General features: G+C 67.1%; 12 protein-coding genes. 4 read left to right on the forward strand and 8 right to left on the reverse strand.

All coding sequences use genetic code 11. The features are described 5' to 3' along the window. Window positions 1-51: 51 nt before the first annotated feature. Window positions 52-678, reverse strand: a complete 627-nt coding sequence (locus tag AB0C17_RS27660; protein ID WP_357481182.1) for a helix-turn-helix domain-containing protein — start codon at window positions 676-678, stop codon at window positions 52-54. Between the two features lie 118 nt (window positions 679-796). On the opposite strand from AB0C17_RS27660, the gene AB0C17_RS27665 reads away from it, so the two are divergent. Continuing rightward, on the forward strand, window positions 797-1,516 hold the full coding sequence (locus tag AB0C17_RS27665) for a DUF998 domain-containing protein (RefSeq protein WP_357384696.1): 720 nt from the start codon (window positions 797-799) through the stop codon (window positions 1,514-1,516). A 396-nt stretch (window positions 1,517-1,912) separates the two neighbouring features. On the opposite strand, the gene AB0C17_RS27670 is transcribed toward AB0C17_RS27665, so the two are convergent. Beyond that, window positions 1,913-4,591 carry a hypothetical protein gene (locus AB0C17_RS27670; RefSeq protein ID WP_357472905.1) on the reverse strand — a complete coding sequence of 893 codons (2,679 nt, stop codon included), beginning with the start codon at window positions 4,589-4,591 and terminating at the stop codon, window positions 1,913-1,915. Beyond that, complete coding sequence (locus AB0C17_RS27675) at window positions 4,588-6,303, reverse strand: hypothetical protein (RefSeq protein WP_357472908.1); 1,716 nt, start codon at window positions 6,301-6,303, stop codon at window positions 4,588-4,590. Before AB0C17_RS27675 ends, AB0C17_RS27670 begins: the two co-directional genes overlap by 4 nt. Window positions 6,304-6,940: 637 nt before the next feature. Between AB0C17_RS27675 and AB0C17_RS27680 the strand changes: the two genes are divergently transcribed. Beyond that, the gene (locus tag AB0C17_RS27680) at window positions 6,941-7,615 is read left to right on the forward strand and encodes a GNAT family protein (protein WP_357481184.1); all 675 of its coding nucleotides are present in this window, start codon (window positions 6,941-6,943) and stop codon (window positions 7,613-7,615) included. An 87-nt stretch (window positions 7,616-7,702) separates the two neighbouring features. Here AB0C17_RS27680 and AB0C17_RS27685 read toward each other — a convergent pair whose 3' ends face one another. Then, window positions 7,703-8,623: an RNA polymerase subunit sigma-70 gene (locus AB0C17_RS27685; RefSeq protein WP_357384704.1), complete on the reverse strand. Its 921-nt coding sequence runs from the start codon at window positions 8,621-8,623 to the stop codon at window positions 7,703-7,705. Window positions 8,624-8,759: 136 nt separating this feature from the next. On the opposite strand from AB0C17_RS27685, the gene AB0C17_RS27690 reads away from it, so the two are divergent. After that, the gene (locus AB0C17_RS27690) at window positions 8,760-9,440 is read left to right on the forward strand and encodes a DUF899 family protein (protein ID WP_357481187.1); all 681 of its coding nucleotides are present in this window, start codon (window positions 8,760-8,762) and stop codon (window positions 9,438-9,440) included. A 266-nt stretch (window positions 9,441-9,706) separates the two neighbouring features. On the opposite strand, the gene AB0C17_RS27695 is transcribed toward AB0C17_RS27690, so the two are convergent. The 4 genes from AB0C17_RS27695 to AB0C17_RS27710 all read right to left on the reverse strand — a co-directional run bounded on the left by AB0C17_RS27695 (window position 9,707) and on the right by AB0C17_RS27710 (window position 13,505). Further along, entirely contained in the window at window positions 9,707-10,489 is a 783-nt protein-coding gene (locus tag AB0C17_RS27695) for a hypothetical protein (protein WP_357472914.1), read from the reverse strand. Then, window positions 10,486-11,055 (reverse strand): RNA polymerase sigma factor, encoded by a 570-nt coding sequence (locus AB0C17_RS27700; RefSeq protein WP_357384710.1) that lies wholly within the window; start codon window positions 11,053-11,055, stop codon window positions 10,486-10,488. Before AB0C17_RS27700 ends, AB0C17_RS27695 begins: the two co-directional genes overlap by 4 nt. Window positions 11,056-11,090: 35 nt before the next feature. Further along, a complete protein-coding gene (locus AB0C17_RS27705) occupies window positions 11,091-12,209 on the reverse strand; it encodes an acyltransferase (RefSeq protein WP_357384712.1) in 1,119 nt (372 codons plus the stop codon). Between the two features lie 312 nt (window positions 12,210-12,521). Continuing rightward, window positions 12,522-13,505, reverse strand: coding sequence for an ankyrin repeat domain-containing protein (locus AB0C17_RS27710; RefSeq protein WP_357472917.1), 984 nt, complete (start codon window positions 13,503-13,505; stop codon window positions 12,522-12,524). 83 nt (window positions 13,506-13,588) lie between these two features. Here AB0C17_RS27710 and AB0C17_RS27715 point away from each other — a divergent pair, with 83 nt between their 5' ends. Next, window positions 13,589-14,914, forward strand: coding sequence for a polysaccharide pyruvyl transferase family protein (locus tag AB0C17_RS27715; protein ID WP_357481190.1), 1,326 nt, complete (start codon window positions 13,589-13,591; stop codon window positions 14,912-14,914). Window positions 14,915-15,328 lie beyond the last annotated feature (414 nt).

Consider the following 15,328-nt stretch of genomic DNA (forward strand, 5'->3'; position numbering starts at 1 on the left):
GCCCGCCCGGAACTCCGGATCGAACTGACGTCTCGTCTCAGCCATGAACCTCTATCCCTCAAGCTCCGGCCTCCACGCTACGAGGGGAACCGCATCATGCTCACTCCAGCCCTGATCGAGGATCCGGAATCCCGCGTCGAGCATCGGATCGGTGTCACTCGTCACGAGTAGCTGGATCTGGAGGGCGAAACGAGCGTAGACCCGGATGTCGTCGCTCGGCTGGGACAGGCCGAGATCCTCGGTGATGGCCGCGACGAGTGCGTCCTCGTGGCGGAGCCACATCCGGGAGGCGTACTCCTGAAGGGCCGGTGTGGCTTCCATCAGCGACATGACGCGGCGGCGGAGCGGCGCCTCCTCGCCGGACCACATGGCGACGAACTCGGAGCGGTAGTAGGCCTTCAGCGCCTCCGAGATCGAGAGGCCGGCCGGTCTCTCGCGTACGGCGGCGACGAGTCGCTCGCGTTGCGCGTCTTCCTCGTGGAAGAGGAGTGCCTCCTTCTGGGGAAAGTGGGCGAAGACAGTGGTGGGGGAGACGTCCGCCTGGTCGGCGATCTCTCGCACGCTCACCGCGTCGAAGCCGCGCTTGAGGAACAGCTCCTGCGCAGCTAGCAGGATCGAGGCTCTGGTCATGGCCTTCTTTCGCTCGCGCCGCCCAGTTTGATTCAGCTCCCCTGCCATGCCCGTCATCGTACAACTCTGACCATTATTGTATTGACACCGAAACTGGTGCCACTACACTTTTGCAGTGATACCAGGGGCGTCCGTCCCTGCCGACCTCGCCGAAGGGCTCCCGGCCATGACACAACTGGTGACGGCAACGCCGACGGCAACCGTCTCTGCGGCGCAACGGAGCGGCCAGCGCCGGCCCGCCGGAGCAGCGCTCGCCGCAGCGGCAGCGATCTTCCTGCTGCTCGAGTTCGTCGCCGCCGCGGCCTGGCGGAGTCCGCCCTACAGCTACACCTACCACTACATCAGCGACCTCGGAGTCCACGGCCCGCTGACCGCGTTCGGCCAGTACGTGTATTCGCCCCTCTGGTGGGTCATGAACACCGGCTTCTCCCTCTTCGGAGTCCTGGTGTTCATCGGTGTCGCCCTGCTCAACGGCCTGCGAGGCTGGCGCCGGGGGGTCCTGCTCGGCATGGCCACCCTGGTCGGCGCCGGCGGCGTCGTGCTGGCGCTCTTCCCCGGCGACGGCGAAGCCGATCGGCAGGGCACTGTCGACTTCCACGGCCTGGGTGCCATGGCCGCCATCGTCGGCGGCAACATTCTGATCATCGTGCTCGGACGCATGTACCGAGATCTCGGCATCGGTAGGAAGCCCGGGAAGGCCATGGTCATGCTCGGCGCCTTCGGACTCGTCTCCACGGTGGCTTTCCTCGCCGTCGCCGGCTCAGGGGCCAACGTGTTGGTCGGCCTCGTCGAACGCTGCGCCGTCTACTCGATCCTCATCGGCCTCATCTCCGCAGGGGTTTCCATCTGTCGCCGCAGGTACCGGCGGGATACCGCCGCGCTCTAATACAGCGGCAGTTGTCCAGGGGGAGCCGCGTCGTCGGTAGTGGCAGATCCGGGCTTGGTGTTGGCGGCGTCGTCGCCTTCGGACCATCCCCGGCGCGGTGAAGCCGATCATCATGCCGTCACCGGGCCGGCTCCCTTTTGCGGTAATGGATCGGGCCACGGCAAGGCAGGCGTGGGCGGCCATCGAGAGCGTGATGGGCGTACCAGGCCCGTCAGTCGCGGACCTGGTACTCATAAAGGCCGGCTTCGTTCCTGGCTTGAATGGTGGTGTGCGGTGTCCGATGCACGGAAATGGACTGAAGTACACCGGTCCGAGCCCGAGGAATCCGGTGGCGTGGCCGCATCCGCCACAGCACCGGCGCCGCTGTCCGCAGGGCGGTGACCGGGCACGAGGCCGTCAGGCAGCCGCAGGGGCAACTTCCCGGCCTTCGAGTTCGTCCAGGCGCCGCCACCATTCTGGAAACTCGGGCCGCAGTTCGGTGAGATCCTTCTCCTCACCGGCTATGAAACAGATGCCCTCGCCTGTGGCGGCGTCCCAGTAAGCGACGTCGCGTCCTTCGGCGAATCGGATGCGCACGTAGTCGAGATCCGTTCCGCCCACGATCAGGTGGGCGGCGAGGCAGGCCAGATCAGTGGCCGCACGGTCGACGGTAAGGCCCGCGATCGGTTCCTGCACCCGAAGAACATCAACCTCGCTTGAGCGTGCGGGGAATCCCTGGCCGGCAAGTCGCCGCACGATGGTTCTCTCCCATCGCACGGACGCCGCTCGGATGTCCCAACTGGCACTCATCAGTTCTACGATCTCGCGACCCGTGTAGTTCCCAGCGACGTAGCGCAGGTTAGCGACGAGAGCGGCGGCCTGCCGCGCGTCTGATGCGGTCAGCCTCAGCAGATGTTGATCAAGGCCGAGCGTCGGCGACAGCAGCAGTGCCTGAGCTTGATCGCGTACGGCCGAACGTAGCTCGTCGTCGAGGTCATATGCGGCGAGTTCGGAGAGGGCACGAAGCATAGTTTGTCGAGCCTTCGCCCCGGTGAGAACCTGCTCGGCGGCTGCGCGCTCCTCTCCGGGGAGCGAGGCAACGTTACTCTTCGGGCCCCACAGAAACGACCACGTAGCGAGCTGCGCCATGATCGCCCGTCCTGGGTCGATAGCGTCACCGTGCAGCAGCTCGCGCAGGACGTGGCCCAGGATGACCGCGTTGCGCACCGTCAGGGTGGGGCCGAGTTTCTCCTGAAAGGCTTTGTTCTGCAATGCCGCAGTGAATCGGATGGCGAGCCGGTTGCAGGCCATGCGGGTCCGGGTAGAGACGCTCAGGCGCCGCGTGAGCTCCTCCTTCAGCTCGACGTCGTCTGGTTCGCCTCCGGCGTCGAGGTCGTTGTCACGGTCGCCCATAGTGGACGGCCCGGCAGCCCCGCCCAGGCGAGCGGCGATCGAGCTGAGGATGACCTCGATGTCCGATGCGGGCTCTCCATCGGGCCCTCGGCTCCGTTGGTAGCCCCGATAGCGGGGGTGCCGGTAGAGCCGGTCCCAGTCGATTTCCTCCCACCGCAGCCGCTCCCCGTCACCCCCGTCCCCGGCTTCGGTTCCCGTCTTGGTCCCTGCCACCTTCCAAGCGGTCTCGGGATCGAAGATCAGCGTCTGCTCCAGCTGTCTGAGGAGCTGGAACAGGTCACTGTCGTCGCGGGGCAAGGTCCCCGTCGAGGACAGCAGATGATTGTCGTCTCCGCTTCGCTCCATCCGACCACGCAGCGAGTCCACGTGGTAGGGCCACGTCGGCTCCGGATCGGCGGTGCCGGCGCTGCCGGGCAGGCGGACGTCGATGCGCCCGCCATGCGTGAGCCGATCGACGTCCCTGTCAGCCAACCGGAACCGGAAACTCGTGCCGTCACCCTGGGCGGCCAGCGCGAGCACCGCGGTCCCGTCCGGAAAGACCAGGTCCGGCATACCCGAACCCAGGGCTGCGTTGAACACCAGCGTCAGGAGGTTGCCCTGTAGCTCGCTGTAGAGCAGTGCCACGGCACCTGCCGATGGTGTCTCACCGCCGCCCCGAAAGGTCAACGAGATCGATTCCGCGGTAGGCAGCGGCTGTATCGTCAGCGGCTTGTAGAGGCCAACGAACCCTCCGCGCGGCCGCGTCTCAATCACCGCCAGCTCGATGTTGCCGGTGGCGGCCGTCAGCAGCAGTGCCCGTCGAGACATGTTTGCCGAACCGGTGACCAACACCTCCTGCTTGCTGCCCACCACATGAATGAACTTGGCGTGCAGGAAGGCCGTCGGAGCGTCGGTCACGTGGACCCTCTCGAGCGACACCGCCGTGCCGGGGCGAGTCGCCAACGCGGTGAGGCGCCCCCCATCGACCGACGTGTCCGGGGTGAGCAGAACCCGCAAACGGCGGGGTCGTAGCCGGTCCAGCAGTTGCCCGAGCGCCGCCACATCCTCGTCGTAGAACGGTGCGTGCACCGTGAGCAACTCGACCGGACCGTCCACCGCGGCGGTGATCACCTCGATCAGCGGAGTATCGAGATTGTGGTGCAGCGGCTGCTGCGCAGTTGGCTGAGGGATCAACCACGGAGTGGAAGACCAAGCCAGGCCCAGCCCGGCGACTGCGGCGGGATCGAGCCACCCCCACGCCGCGATCCCGTCGATCAAGGACCGGAGCGCGGCGAACACGTCGGCATGCTCACCGATGCTGTCGTCATAGGTGTAGCGGTGCCACAGCTCACCGGGTTCGGCGTACCCGTCTGGCCCCAGATTGCCCGAGCCGACCAGCAACCGGCCCGCTGTGGACGTCGTCAGCAACACCGCCTTCGCATGCGCTGCCCACGGGTTGCGGACCGGTGCGGCCAGATAGGTTCGGTTTGCCTGACCGAGCCGCTGCCCGGATCGTGCCGCAGTGGCGAACTGCTCGGCCAGCCGCCGATCATCGGCCAGCACTATCCGGTTCGGCACTCGGCTCAACTGCCGAAGCAGATGGGTCTCGAAGAAGTCCAGGTGTGCCGAGTAGGTCAGCACGATCAGGTTCGTCCACGCACCCTGGACCTGCTCCGGGACGATGAACGGGGGCACGACACTCACCGCGCGTTCTCCCGGTGGAACCGCGCCGCCGCCTTCTGCGCCGCGCCAGCTGGGAGGTCGCCGTCGGTCAGGAGGGCCGACCCGGCGAGGGTCAGCTGCCGCTGCGGCAAGCTCAGGCTGGAGACGAGGCCGAGCTCGTGAGCGATCGTACTCAGGGCCCAGAACCGGCTGTCGTTGAAGCCGACCGGCGCGTCGGCGGGAAAGAACCGCAGCGCGTCACCGACCCGCCGGAAACGAAAGGTGTCCCCGCTGCTGAAGAGCTTCGCCGTGGCCACCCGCTCATGCTGGACAATCACGAAGTCGATGATGATCCATTGGAGGAGTTCGGCGATCGTCTGGTTTGCCATGAGCCGCTTGCGTAGCAACTCGTAGAAGCGGCTCATGCCGATGCGCTGGCCGCCACCCTCGGTAAGCAAATCGGCGTCGTCACCCAGGTCGGCCTGCCGCCCGGGGGCGCCGAGTCTGCGGTGAACGAGCAGCAGGATTCCCAGCATCGCGATCAGCGTTTCGGCGTCGTCCTCGGCGTTGGCGCACCAGTCGTAGAGGCTGTGCTCGTCGAACTCCTCGTGTCGAGGCCACAGATCGTCGACTCCTGGCGCCACATCGACGTGCCCCGTGAGCCACTCGGCGAAGGCCGCGCCCGGCATGTCGGCCCCGATTCCAGGATCGGGCAGGTCGCCGCAAAAGCTGTTGTCGTCGAGTTCTTCAGTAATGATCGCCCAGAGTTTACTCAGGGGAACCAGGCTCAGACCGTCGTCGGACAGCTCCAGCCCACGGCGTGCCACCCACGCCCACAGCCGATTGAAGGCAAATGCAAAATACTCGCGCGCCTGGTAGATGCGCCACCGTCGGGCGGTGATGAGCACTCCCGGCAGCGGTACGTACGGCTGGCCGTCCAATTGCCGGAAGTAGACAAGCTGGCGAAAGCGGTCCTGGCTTACCGCCTCCGCCGGAGCTGTCCGGCAGAAGTCGAGAATGAAGCGAAAGGTGGCGCGCCGCCGCTCAGCTTCCTCGGGCTCGCCGTGGTGCAGGAACACGTCTTGAAGTAACGGTAGGTCGGCGGTGGCGGCCGTGGGCAGCTGGCACAGGCAGCCGGCGGCTGCGAACTCCGTGAGAACCTCCCGCGGGACAGCGGCATCGCAGTCCGCGAAGTAGTCCCGGTAGAATCGGGTTCCGTCGACTGCAGCGCGATACCCGGCCGCCACCGACCGACCCAACGGCGTCGGAGCGTCGAACACCACCCCAGTACCCGGATCGGTCAGCACGACCAAGCCCATCGTCTCCATCACCGTGCGGTAGTAGAGCCCGTATCCGCCGAGTGGCTCCTTGATGTAGTCGAACCCCGGATCGAACTCCTCCTGACCGATCACACCGTATGTGCGCCTGGACCCGACGATGCCGCTCGTCAGGGTCTCGTGCTCAGGCTGCTCACAAAGCTGGCAGGCAACGGAGTACAACGCCTCCCGGGGGCGATAGAACGCCCGGAAGGCGCTCCGGTGGCGCGGCAGATCCCGCGCCCAAAACTCGTCCAACAGGAACGCGTAGAACGACCAGTACCGTGGGTGGGCGGTCAGCACGTTGACGCCCGGCGACAGCCGCGTCAGCAGCCGATCAGAACTAACCGAACCGAGCCCGAGATGGTCCTGCCCCGAGCCGCGCGAATAGGCCCGCGCCGCCCAGAACGGCCCCGTCAGCTCACCCTCGGACGTCATACGCCGGCAGGTGCTGACAGCCGGAACGAAGCCGCCGGGGCTCCGCCATCCCATGGCCTGCCGGTAACCCGGCGTGTGCCGAGCGCGGACCCGCACCAAGCCGTAATCCAGCTCTGAGCCGCGTCGGCGTGGCATACGCGGTGGACACCGCCCTAAGCGAAGCCGCACTATCGCGGTCGAAAACTACGACCGATCGTCTAGCCGGAACGTATGGTACTCGTCCAGCCACCGCCCGGAAGGCTTCCATGCCGTTCTCCTGTCCGGTGAGCCGGGTGCGACATTTCCACTGAGGACTGCGGTTGCCTGTCGTCCGAGCAGAATACTGCGTAACCGCCAGCATCGGTAAGCGCGGAGCAGCAAATGAAAGCGAACCAACTGGTCCGCGAGGCTGACAGCAATGTCCTAGGGTGATCTGGTGAGGATGCGGCGCCACACAGGCATGTCCGGCCGTGGGTGCCGACCTTCACCGGCATGCATCGAGCCGGCCGTCGATCCCCTGCGGGGCGGAGGTCATCAGACGAAGATCGGCGTCAACCAGGACCCAGCCCCAACCAGCCGCGATGTTAGCCAGGCTGAGAAACGCACCAGCCGACATCTTCGGGCAACGGCAGACGGCAGGACGGGGCATGATGCTCGGATGACATTGGCCGAGATCTGGCCCGTGCGCCGTCTGCGGGTGACGACGTCCGTGCTTGAGCTGGCTGTGCCGGGTGAGGACGAGCTCGCCGAACTGGCGATCCATGCGGCAGCTGGCATCTACGATCCGCAGAACCGCTTTCTGACGCGTTCGCCCGTGGCGGGATGGGAGTCGGGACCGTCTCCCCAAGCCGAGTGGTCGTTTCTGCGGTACTACTGGGCATCCCTGGCGGACTGGCGGCCGAGCAGATGGAACCTGGTAATGGCTGTGAAGGTCGATGGCGCGTGCGTCGGGGTGCAGGAGATCGGCGCGCAGGGCTTCGGGATCACCAAGACCGTCTCGACGGGGTCATGGATCGCGCGGCGGTTCCAGCGGCGTGGTTACGGCAAGGAGATGCGGGGCGCCATCCTGCATCTCGCGTTCGCCGGGCTGGGAGCGGAGCGCGCCGAGTCCGCCGCCTGGTCCACCAACGCGCCGTCGCTGGGAGTCTCGTGGTCGCTTGGCTATCAGTCGAACGGCACCACAATCCGGGCTTTCGAGGGTGTCCGCCAGGAGCAGATCAACCTGGTGCTCGACCGCGAACGGTGGGAGAGCCGGCGTGACGACATCGCGATCCACGGACTCAGCGACGAGATGCTTGAGCTGATGGACGTCAAGCCGGCCGCATCCCGGTGATGGCCGCTGCCCGTGTGGCCGCACGTCCGTCGGGCTGCGTAGCCACTACCAGCGCAGACTCGGCCACTTGGCTTGAGACCTACTCGTCTAGGGCTCGAGCGTGGCGGGCATGCTGAAGGCGGCGACGTGACGGGCACCGATGAAGGCGTTGCTCTCTACGATCCTCCCGTTCTCGATCCGGAGTACGTCGACGACCAACGCCTCGTAGTGCGGGCTGCCGGGCCGGCGGAGATAGTTGATCAGTGCCGGGCGCCCGTTGGCCGAGGTGAGGAACGTACGCCAGTCGAGCGGTCGGCCGAGGAACTCCGCGGCCGCGTCGATCCCGACGACTGGCGGCTCGGGCGGCATCGTGATCCGTACGTCCTCGGCGAGCAGTGCCCGGATCGTCTCCGGGTCCTTCGCGTTGGCGTAGCGGCGCAGGATCTCTTCGTCCTTACTGGTGAGCTGCGGGCGGCGCCAGTCCTTCGGATCCGACGGAGCGCGCCGCCGGAGGGTGTGGCGGGCCCGCTGGAGGAGGCTGTTGACGGCCGCTACGGCGGTGTCGAGCGCGGCGGCGATCTCCTGCGGCGTCCAGCCGTAGACGTCGCGCAGCACGAAGGCCGCCCGCTGCCGCGGCGGTAGGTACATGAGCGCTGCGATCACGGCCAGTTCGACAGTCTCCCGGGCGGCGAGACCGGTCTGCGGATCGCCGCCCAGCAGGGCGTCGGGATAGGGACCGAGCTCGGTGGACCACTCCAGCGGGTCACCGTACGGTACCGTCCGGTGACTGGCCGCCTTGCGGCTGTCGAGGAAGACGTTCGTGGCGATCCGGTAGAACCAGGTGCGCGCCGACGCCCGACCCTCGAAGCGGTCGCGAGCCCGCCAGGCACGCAGGAAGGTCTCCTGCACCAGGTCGTCCGCGTCGGTGACGTTCCCGGCGAGGCGGTAGCAGTGGACGTGTAGCTCACGCCAGTGCTCGTCGAAGGCGCGCTGCAGCCAGACCGCCTGCTCATCAGGCGAGCCGGACATGTGGTTTCCCCGGGTCTGAGTGGTCCTCACAACCGTACTGACGACCGCGAACGCATCCGTCATCGGTCACCGATGACGATCGCCGACTCGGTCGTCTGTAACTGTGACCGATCCCCACTCCACGAAGGAGGCAGCCATGACGGCAACCCCCGCGGCCAGCGCCGCCGCGCCCTCGGTCGTCGACCGGGAGACCTGGCTGCGCGAGCGCGACGAACTGCTGGTCCGGGAGAAGGCCCATACCCGCGAAGGAGACGCGATCGCAGCCGCTCGTCGTCAGCTGTCGATGACCTTGGTGCCGACGGTGACGGTGCGGGGCCCTGGAGGGGACATCCCGCTGGTGGAGGTGTTCGAGGGCCGCCGAATGCTCATCGCCTACTTCCACATGTGGCACGACGGCAAGCCGTACGAGCATCAGTGTGAGGGATGCACCTTCTCGACCTGTCACATGCAGATGTTGGACTACCTGCACGCTCGGGACGTCACCTACGCCGTGTTCTGCGAGGGTCCGTACGACGAAAGTGCCCCGTTCGCGGAGTTCATGGGCTATAGGTTTCCCTGGTATTCGGCGAAAGACTCCGACCCGGCTCTTGCCGACGGTCGTGACTTCGGGTTCATCGCGTGCTACCTGCGCGACGGCGACAAGGTCTTCGAGACCTACTGGACCACCGGGCGGGGCGTCGAGGCGTTGATGACGACCTACCACGCCCTGGACCTCACGGTGTACGGCCGGCAGGAGAACTGGGAAAACTCGCCCGAAGGCTGGCCGCGGGTCACCGGGCACCCCTGGCGTCTCGACGGCCGTCCCACCGCGCAATAGTCACGCCCCGGCGTCGCACCGCGATGACGTCCTGATGATCGAGGCGATCATGCTCGGGTCGGCCGCGGTGTCAGCCTGCTGCTGCGTCGTGCCGCGGGCGGACGCTTTCCGCAGAGCCCGAATGCTTGCGTGCGACAGTGGCTGTCGTGGTCGCGGTGACCCTTGACGCCGCACCGGTTGTGCAGCACGCGGGCACGCTGCTGCTCCTGGCTTTGGCGGTGGCAATCGTCGTCGGCAGTCCGACCGAGGCCTGCCGAATCGCCCTCTCAGTCCAGCTTCGGTTGTTCGTACAGTTCGCGGGCGGACAGGTTCACCGCGCTGCCGTCTGCGAGGCGGACGGTCAGTGTGGTGGTGTTGCTGCTCGACTCGTCGAGGCCCTCGGGGTACCAGGCGCCGAAGTAACCGTCGCGAACGGTTGCCCGCGCCGTCCGTGACGAAGCGCCATCCTTGGTCCGCAAGTTGATCTCCACGCTCGTCACCTGTGAGCCGACATGTCCCGCCATGATCCGGACGTAGCCTTCGTCGGTGCGTAGTTGACCCCACGAGTACATCTCGACACCCCCGGCGCCGAGCCGCTCGGTGCTGGTCAGCACGGTAAGGATGCTGGTATTCGTCACGTCTCCATTGCGATCGCGGAAGCACGTCTGGCTTCCAGCCGGCGACACGGCGTTCACGTATGCGTACTCGCCGCGTTTTTCGCCGATGACCACCCTTGCGACGCTCGCGTCCTGGGCAGGCAGGCATTTGCTGGCGAGGTCGCGTGCCTCGGCATCCGAGATCGGGCTCGGCTCGGGCGTCCACGACGCAAACGCGGGACCAGCGTTGACAAGTGTCAGGGTGAAGGCGACAGCGGCGACGAGCGCTCCGGCCGCGCCGGCGATCGCCAGGCGGGGCCGACGGTGCGGTGTGCGCGCTGGTCCTGGGCGTGGCCGCCGATCAGTGGCGACGATCCGCTCGAGCAGTTCTCGCGCGGGTTCCTGCCCGACGCGTGCGGGCACCTGGACCGCGGCGGAGCGGATTATCTGGTCGAGGACATCGTCGTGGGTCATGCGGAGCCTCCGCGTCGTGAAGGGCCAGCCGGTGCAGGGACGTTTGTGGGTTCGCTGTTCGGCCGCTGACCAAGATGCTGACGCAGGCGGCGGCGGGCGCGCAGCAGGCGCAGACTGAACGCGGGCCGGGAAATGCCCAGTACGCGTGCTGCCTGCGGCCCGGTGAGGTCTTCGATCGCGGTCAGCGTCAGCACTTCCTGATCGGCGGATGACAGGCGCTGCCAAGCCTTCACCAGGTCGATGCGGGTAGCCGCGAGGTCGGCCTCGGCGCTGCTCGGAGCATCGGGTTCCCGTAGGACGCGAAGCGCGAGGCTCTGCTGCCGCTGGTCGCTGCGCTGCCGATTGTGCAGAACGTTGCGGGCGACGGTGAACAGCCAGGCGCGGGCCTCGCCGAGTGGTTTCGGTACTTCGTCCAAGCGGCGCCACGCTGTCAAGAACGTCTCGGCGACCACGTCTTCGGCAACGGCGAGGTGTGCACGGCGTTCGACGAAGAGCAGCAAATCGTCATACGCGGCCTCGAACAGCTCGCGGAAGGCGGAATCGGCATCCGCGGTCGTTTGATCCACACTCGTCCTCGTGTTCGGCGCGTTGCGTCTGGTGGTCATTGTCGTCGCCGGTCCGATACAAAGCCGCGGATCAGGGGTGCGAGTGGGCGCTCGACGAAGCGATGGACGAGCCAGGCTGCCGCCAGCAGCCCAAGCACGGTGCCGCCGATCAGTATCGACGCGGGGAGGTTGGTTTCCTCGTACACGTTGCGGATCACGCTGTATCCAATGCGCGGGTGCAAGAGGTAGAAGGGGTAGCTGAGTGCACCCGCGGTGGCCAGCCAGCGCAGTTTTACCCGGTCGGTGTAGCCGAGCGCGATGATGAGCATCAAAAGGTAAACCCCGGTGAGCAGTACCGGTGCCGGCCAGACGGCTACCTCGAAGCCGGGCTTCAACTCCAGGGTCCGCCCGTGCACGCGCTGCAGGCTGACCAGCCATGTGGCGAGTAACAGCACCCACAGCCATCGATCGGCTCGGTTGCGGCGAAGCAGGAACAGGGTGATTCCGGCGATGAAGTACGGCGCGAAATTGGACATCACTACCTCGTCCAGGGCGGCACCCCGGAAAACGGGCATGATCACGGCGGCGGCCAGCCACACGGCACTGAATATTTTTGCTCCCCGGTCGGTCAGCTTGGCCGCAAGAATGCACGCCGCGATCAGATAGAACCGAAGCTCGATCCAGAGGGTCCAGTACACGGTGTCGACAAGCGGCGTGTTGAGGGGCTCCGCCAGCATGGTCAGGTTGACCAGCACGCCCCACCCGTCCGGCGGAGGTGGGAAAGGCAGCCCGCCGCTGATCGGCAGCACTGCCGTTACGGCTGTCGTGGTCACCACACACACCCAGAACGCCGGATAGAGTCGCGCGGCGCGGGAGGCAGCGAACTCGCGAACGGTACGCCCCCAGCCGCTCATGAGGATCACAAATCCGCTGATCAGAAAGAACGTCTCGACTCCGAGGAAGCCATAGATCAGCACCGGTGCCGCGTCCGGCAGGAAGTATGCCGGCGGGCGCACCCCGTCCAACCTCCACGAGTCGCCGAAGTGGTATCCGGCCACCGCAAGAGCACAGATCAGCCGCAACCCGTCCAGCACGTACAACCGTGGCGCCCGCCCGGGAGGGCCGCTGACGGGCGACGGCGTCGGCGCACGGTCGAGCAACGCGGTCGTCGTCATACTCTGCTCCTGTCCTGGACACACGACTGCGCCCAGGACAGACATGTGCAGCACCGCGCCAAGTGCTACAGGTGATCACCGTCACTGTCCTCTGACGAAGCGGGCCAGTATCGCGAGCCTGACGCTGTCCCGCTGCGATAGGTAGGAATGACCGCTCAGGACGACGCCGAACTCCTGGCCCTGACCGCAGGCGACGAATGGAACGCGGTCGAGGTGTTCTACCGCCGGCAACGCGGACGTGGGCGCCGCGGGGAGGATGCTCTCGCAAGGGTCGGCTGCGGCTGCACGTCCAGCTCGGGGGACGGACGCGAGTCAGGGCAACTGGGCATCGAGTTCGTCGAGCGCGTCATGGACGTACTCCTGCCCGACGCCGTCCGGCAGCGTGGCACGGACCGCGTAGGCGAGCTCCACGAATGCCTGCCGTACCGTTGCCAGCTCTGCACTGTTCAGCTCGATGCGGTGCCATGACGCTGTGGGCGACTTGGCCGGATCGTCGACGAGTCGGTGGGCGACGGTCCGGGCCAGCGCGTACGGAGTACCGGTCCGCGCTTCCCACTCGTCATCGCCCAACTCCTCCGCCACACACTCGACGAGCTGCCCCCAGCGGCGGAACTCTGCCGGATCGCCGCGCAGCTCGTACCCGGTGGGATGCAGCCGCACGGTCGTACGGGCGATCGGTACGTCGTCCAGGCCAACGCTCATCTCGCCGAGTCGGAACTGAACGTTCTGCCGCTGCCAGCCCCGTGCGATCTCGAGCGCGCCCGCATGGTCAGCGCCGGCCAACAGCAGCACGCTGCTCACGGCCCGCTCGTTGCGTTCGATGGCGTGCATCAGCGCGGTGTGCCCGTAGCCATCGACCGCGTTCGGATCAGCGCCTGCGGTGAGAAGCACGTCAACGGCGGCGTGGTCACCGCGCCGAGCGGCGAGGATGAGCGCTGGGGTGCCGTCGGAGCGCCGCGAGTTCGGATCAGCGCCATGGCCGAGCAGCATGCGGATCGTGGCAGGTGCGGCCGATCCCAGCACCGCCTGGACGATCGGGCTCTCCTCGCCAGGCGCGGGCTTGGCACCGAGTTCCAGCAGGTAGCGCAAGACCTCCAACGCTGCGGCCTGCGGTCGGTGTCGGGTGGCGGCGATCGCGGTGGCGAGAAGGCTGCCGTTGGCGTCCAGGTCGAGCGCCACGGCTCGCTCGCCCAGACGCTCCACCGAGAGCTGGACGCGCTCAGCACGGGCGGATGTCAGGTGCCGGGCAGGCGGGATCCGGTTCGGCATGGAGCGGTAGGATTTCTGCTTCTGCACGGAACAGGGCCGTGCTCGGCCGGTCGCGCCGCTTCGGCCTCGCCGGGCGCCGTGGCGTCCGAGACGAAGGGTGGACACCCCGGATGCACCAGCGGATCCTGCTGCGAGCCCGCAAGGGCCCGTTCGACGTCGTCACCGCAGAGGAGACCTACGAGCGGGACTGGATCGGCAAGAACAGCGGCAACCTGGTCTTCAGCCACGCCGCGCACAAGCTGCTGGCCACCTCGGCGGCGGAGATCACCCCGTCGCGGTTCCGGGCGGACCCGCGCGATGCCGACGAGATCAACGAGAAGTACGACGCCTTCGTGATTCCGCTGGCGAACGCGTTTCGCCACGACTACGTGAACCGGCTGACGTCGATGACGCGGCTGATCGAGCGGCTCAAGATCCCGGTGGTGGTGCTCGGGGTCGGGGCGCAGACCGACGTGGACGGCGACCTGGAATACCTGCGCCCGATCGACGAGCCGGTGAAGGCCTTCTGCCGGGCGGTGCTGGACCGATCGCACAGCATCGGCGTACGCGGCGAGATCAGCGAAAACTACCTGCGTACGCTGGGTTTCTCCGCCGTCGAGCAGATCGGCTGCCCGTCGATGTTCCTGCACGGCGACAGCCTCCGGGTCGAGAAGGCGAAGGCGACCCTGAGCACCCAGGATCGGCTCGCGTTCGTCATCTCGCCGTACGTCCGCGCGCTGGCCCCGATCGTCGCGCACCACCACCAGCGTTACCCGAACCTGCGCTACCTGGCGCAGGGCCTGTACGCCCTCGGCACCCTGCTCTACGGCGACGCGCCGAAGTTGCTCGGCAAGACCGACGACATGCCGATCTACACCTCACATCCGCTCTTCGTCGAGGACAAGGTGCGGATGTTCGTGGACCCGTGGCCCTGGATGGAGTATCTCTCCGGATTCGACTTCGCCTTCGGCACCCGGATCCACGGCACGATCGCGGCGCTGCTCGCCGGCACTCCCGGGTATCTCCTCGCGCACGACTCGCGCACCCTGGAACTGGCACGCTACTTCGACATCCCGCACCGGTTGATGCGCGACGTGCCGGCCGACGTCGATGCCGCCCAACTCTACGAGGAAGCCGACTACACGGCCCTGAACGAGGGCCACAAGGAGCGCTTCGCCCGGATCACCGCGTTCCTCGCCAAGCACGACCTCGGCCTTTCGTTCGCCGACGGGGACAGCGCCACCCGTTTCGACGAGCAGGTCCGCCAAACCGTCTACCCGCAGGCGGTCCGGCCGGCCTCCGCCTACACCGCCGAGGAACTGCTGGCGCGCATGCGGTGGCTTCGGGACGAGAACCAGGCGCTGCGGCAGAAGCTCAAGGCGCTCGGCGCGCAGCCACTGCGCGACCGGGTCAAGCAGGCGGTGGGCGGTCGGGTCCGCCGGATGCTGTCGCGCTGACCGTCGTACGCCTGGTCGGCAGCGGAGCAACCGGCGACGGTGTCCGGCCCGGCGCCGACGTCGATCACCCGCCGTCCGGCCCGCACCCCGCCGCGTCCAGCAGCGCTTCCGCCGGGTACGCGCAGAGCTTGGCGAAGCTGCGCTCGTACGCTTCGGCCCGTCCGGCCCACCGCGACCGTTCGTGTACGAGAACGTGCGGCGACCGGGCAGCCAGCCCTCACTCCAGAGCGAGCAGCACCGCTGTTTCCTTACGTCACCAGCGGTGACGAACGCCAGCACGTCAGGAGCTGAAGATCACCGCCGACCACGTTTTGGCATCGATGCTCGTCGACCCTCTCGACGCATGCGGTGCAGTACTCACGGTGTGCTGTACTTCCCAGTAAGTCGCGGGACCTATGTAGTCGCCCTGGTCTC

Source organism: Micromonospora sp. NPDC048887, assembly GCF_040649715.1.
Taxonomy (GTDB): Bacteria; Actinomycetota; Actinomycetes; order Mycobacteriales; family Micromonosporaceae; genus Micromonospora.

Bases quoted from the DNA above. Each gene is read 5' to 3' on its own strand.
- AB0C17_RS27685 (WP_357384704.1), bottom strand. From the start codon at position 8,623: ATGTCCGGCTCGCCTGATGAGCAGGCGGTCTGGCTGCAGCGCGCCTTC.
- AB0C17_RS27680 (WP_357481184.1), top strand. From the start codon at position 6,941: ATGACATTGGCCGAGATCTGGCCCGTGCGCCGTCTGCGGGTGACGACG.
- AB0C17_RS27695 (WP_357472914.1), bottom strand. From the start codon at position 10,489: ATGACCCACGACGATGTCCTCGACCAGATAATCCGCTCCGCCGCGGTC.
- AB0C17_RS27705 (WP_357384712.1), bottom strand. From the start codon at position 12,209: ATGACGACGACCGCGTTGCTCGACCGTGCGCCGACGCCGTCGCCCGTC.
- AB0C17_RS27660 (WP_357481182.1), bottom strand. From the start codon at position 678: ATGGCAGGGGAGCTGAATCAAACTGGGCGGCGCGAGCGAAAGAAGGCC.
- AB0C17_RS27690 (WP_357481187.1), top strand. From the start codon at position 8,760: ATGACGGCAACCCCCGCGGCCAGCGCCGCCGCGCCCTCGGTCGTCGAC.
- AB0C17_RS27675 (WP_357472908.1), bottom strand. From the start codon at position 6,303: ATGACGTCCGAGGGTGAGCTGACGGGGCCGTTCTGGGCGGCGCGGGCC.
- AB0C17_RS27665 (WP_357384696.1), top strand. From the start codon at position 797: ATGACACAACTGGTGACGGCAACGCCGACGGCAACCGTCTCTGCGGCG.
- AB0C17_RS27715 (WP_357481190.1), top strand. From the start codon at position 13,589: ATGCACCAGCGGATCCTGCTGCGAGCCCGCAAGGGCCCGTTCGACGTC.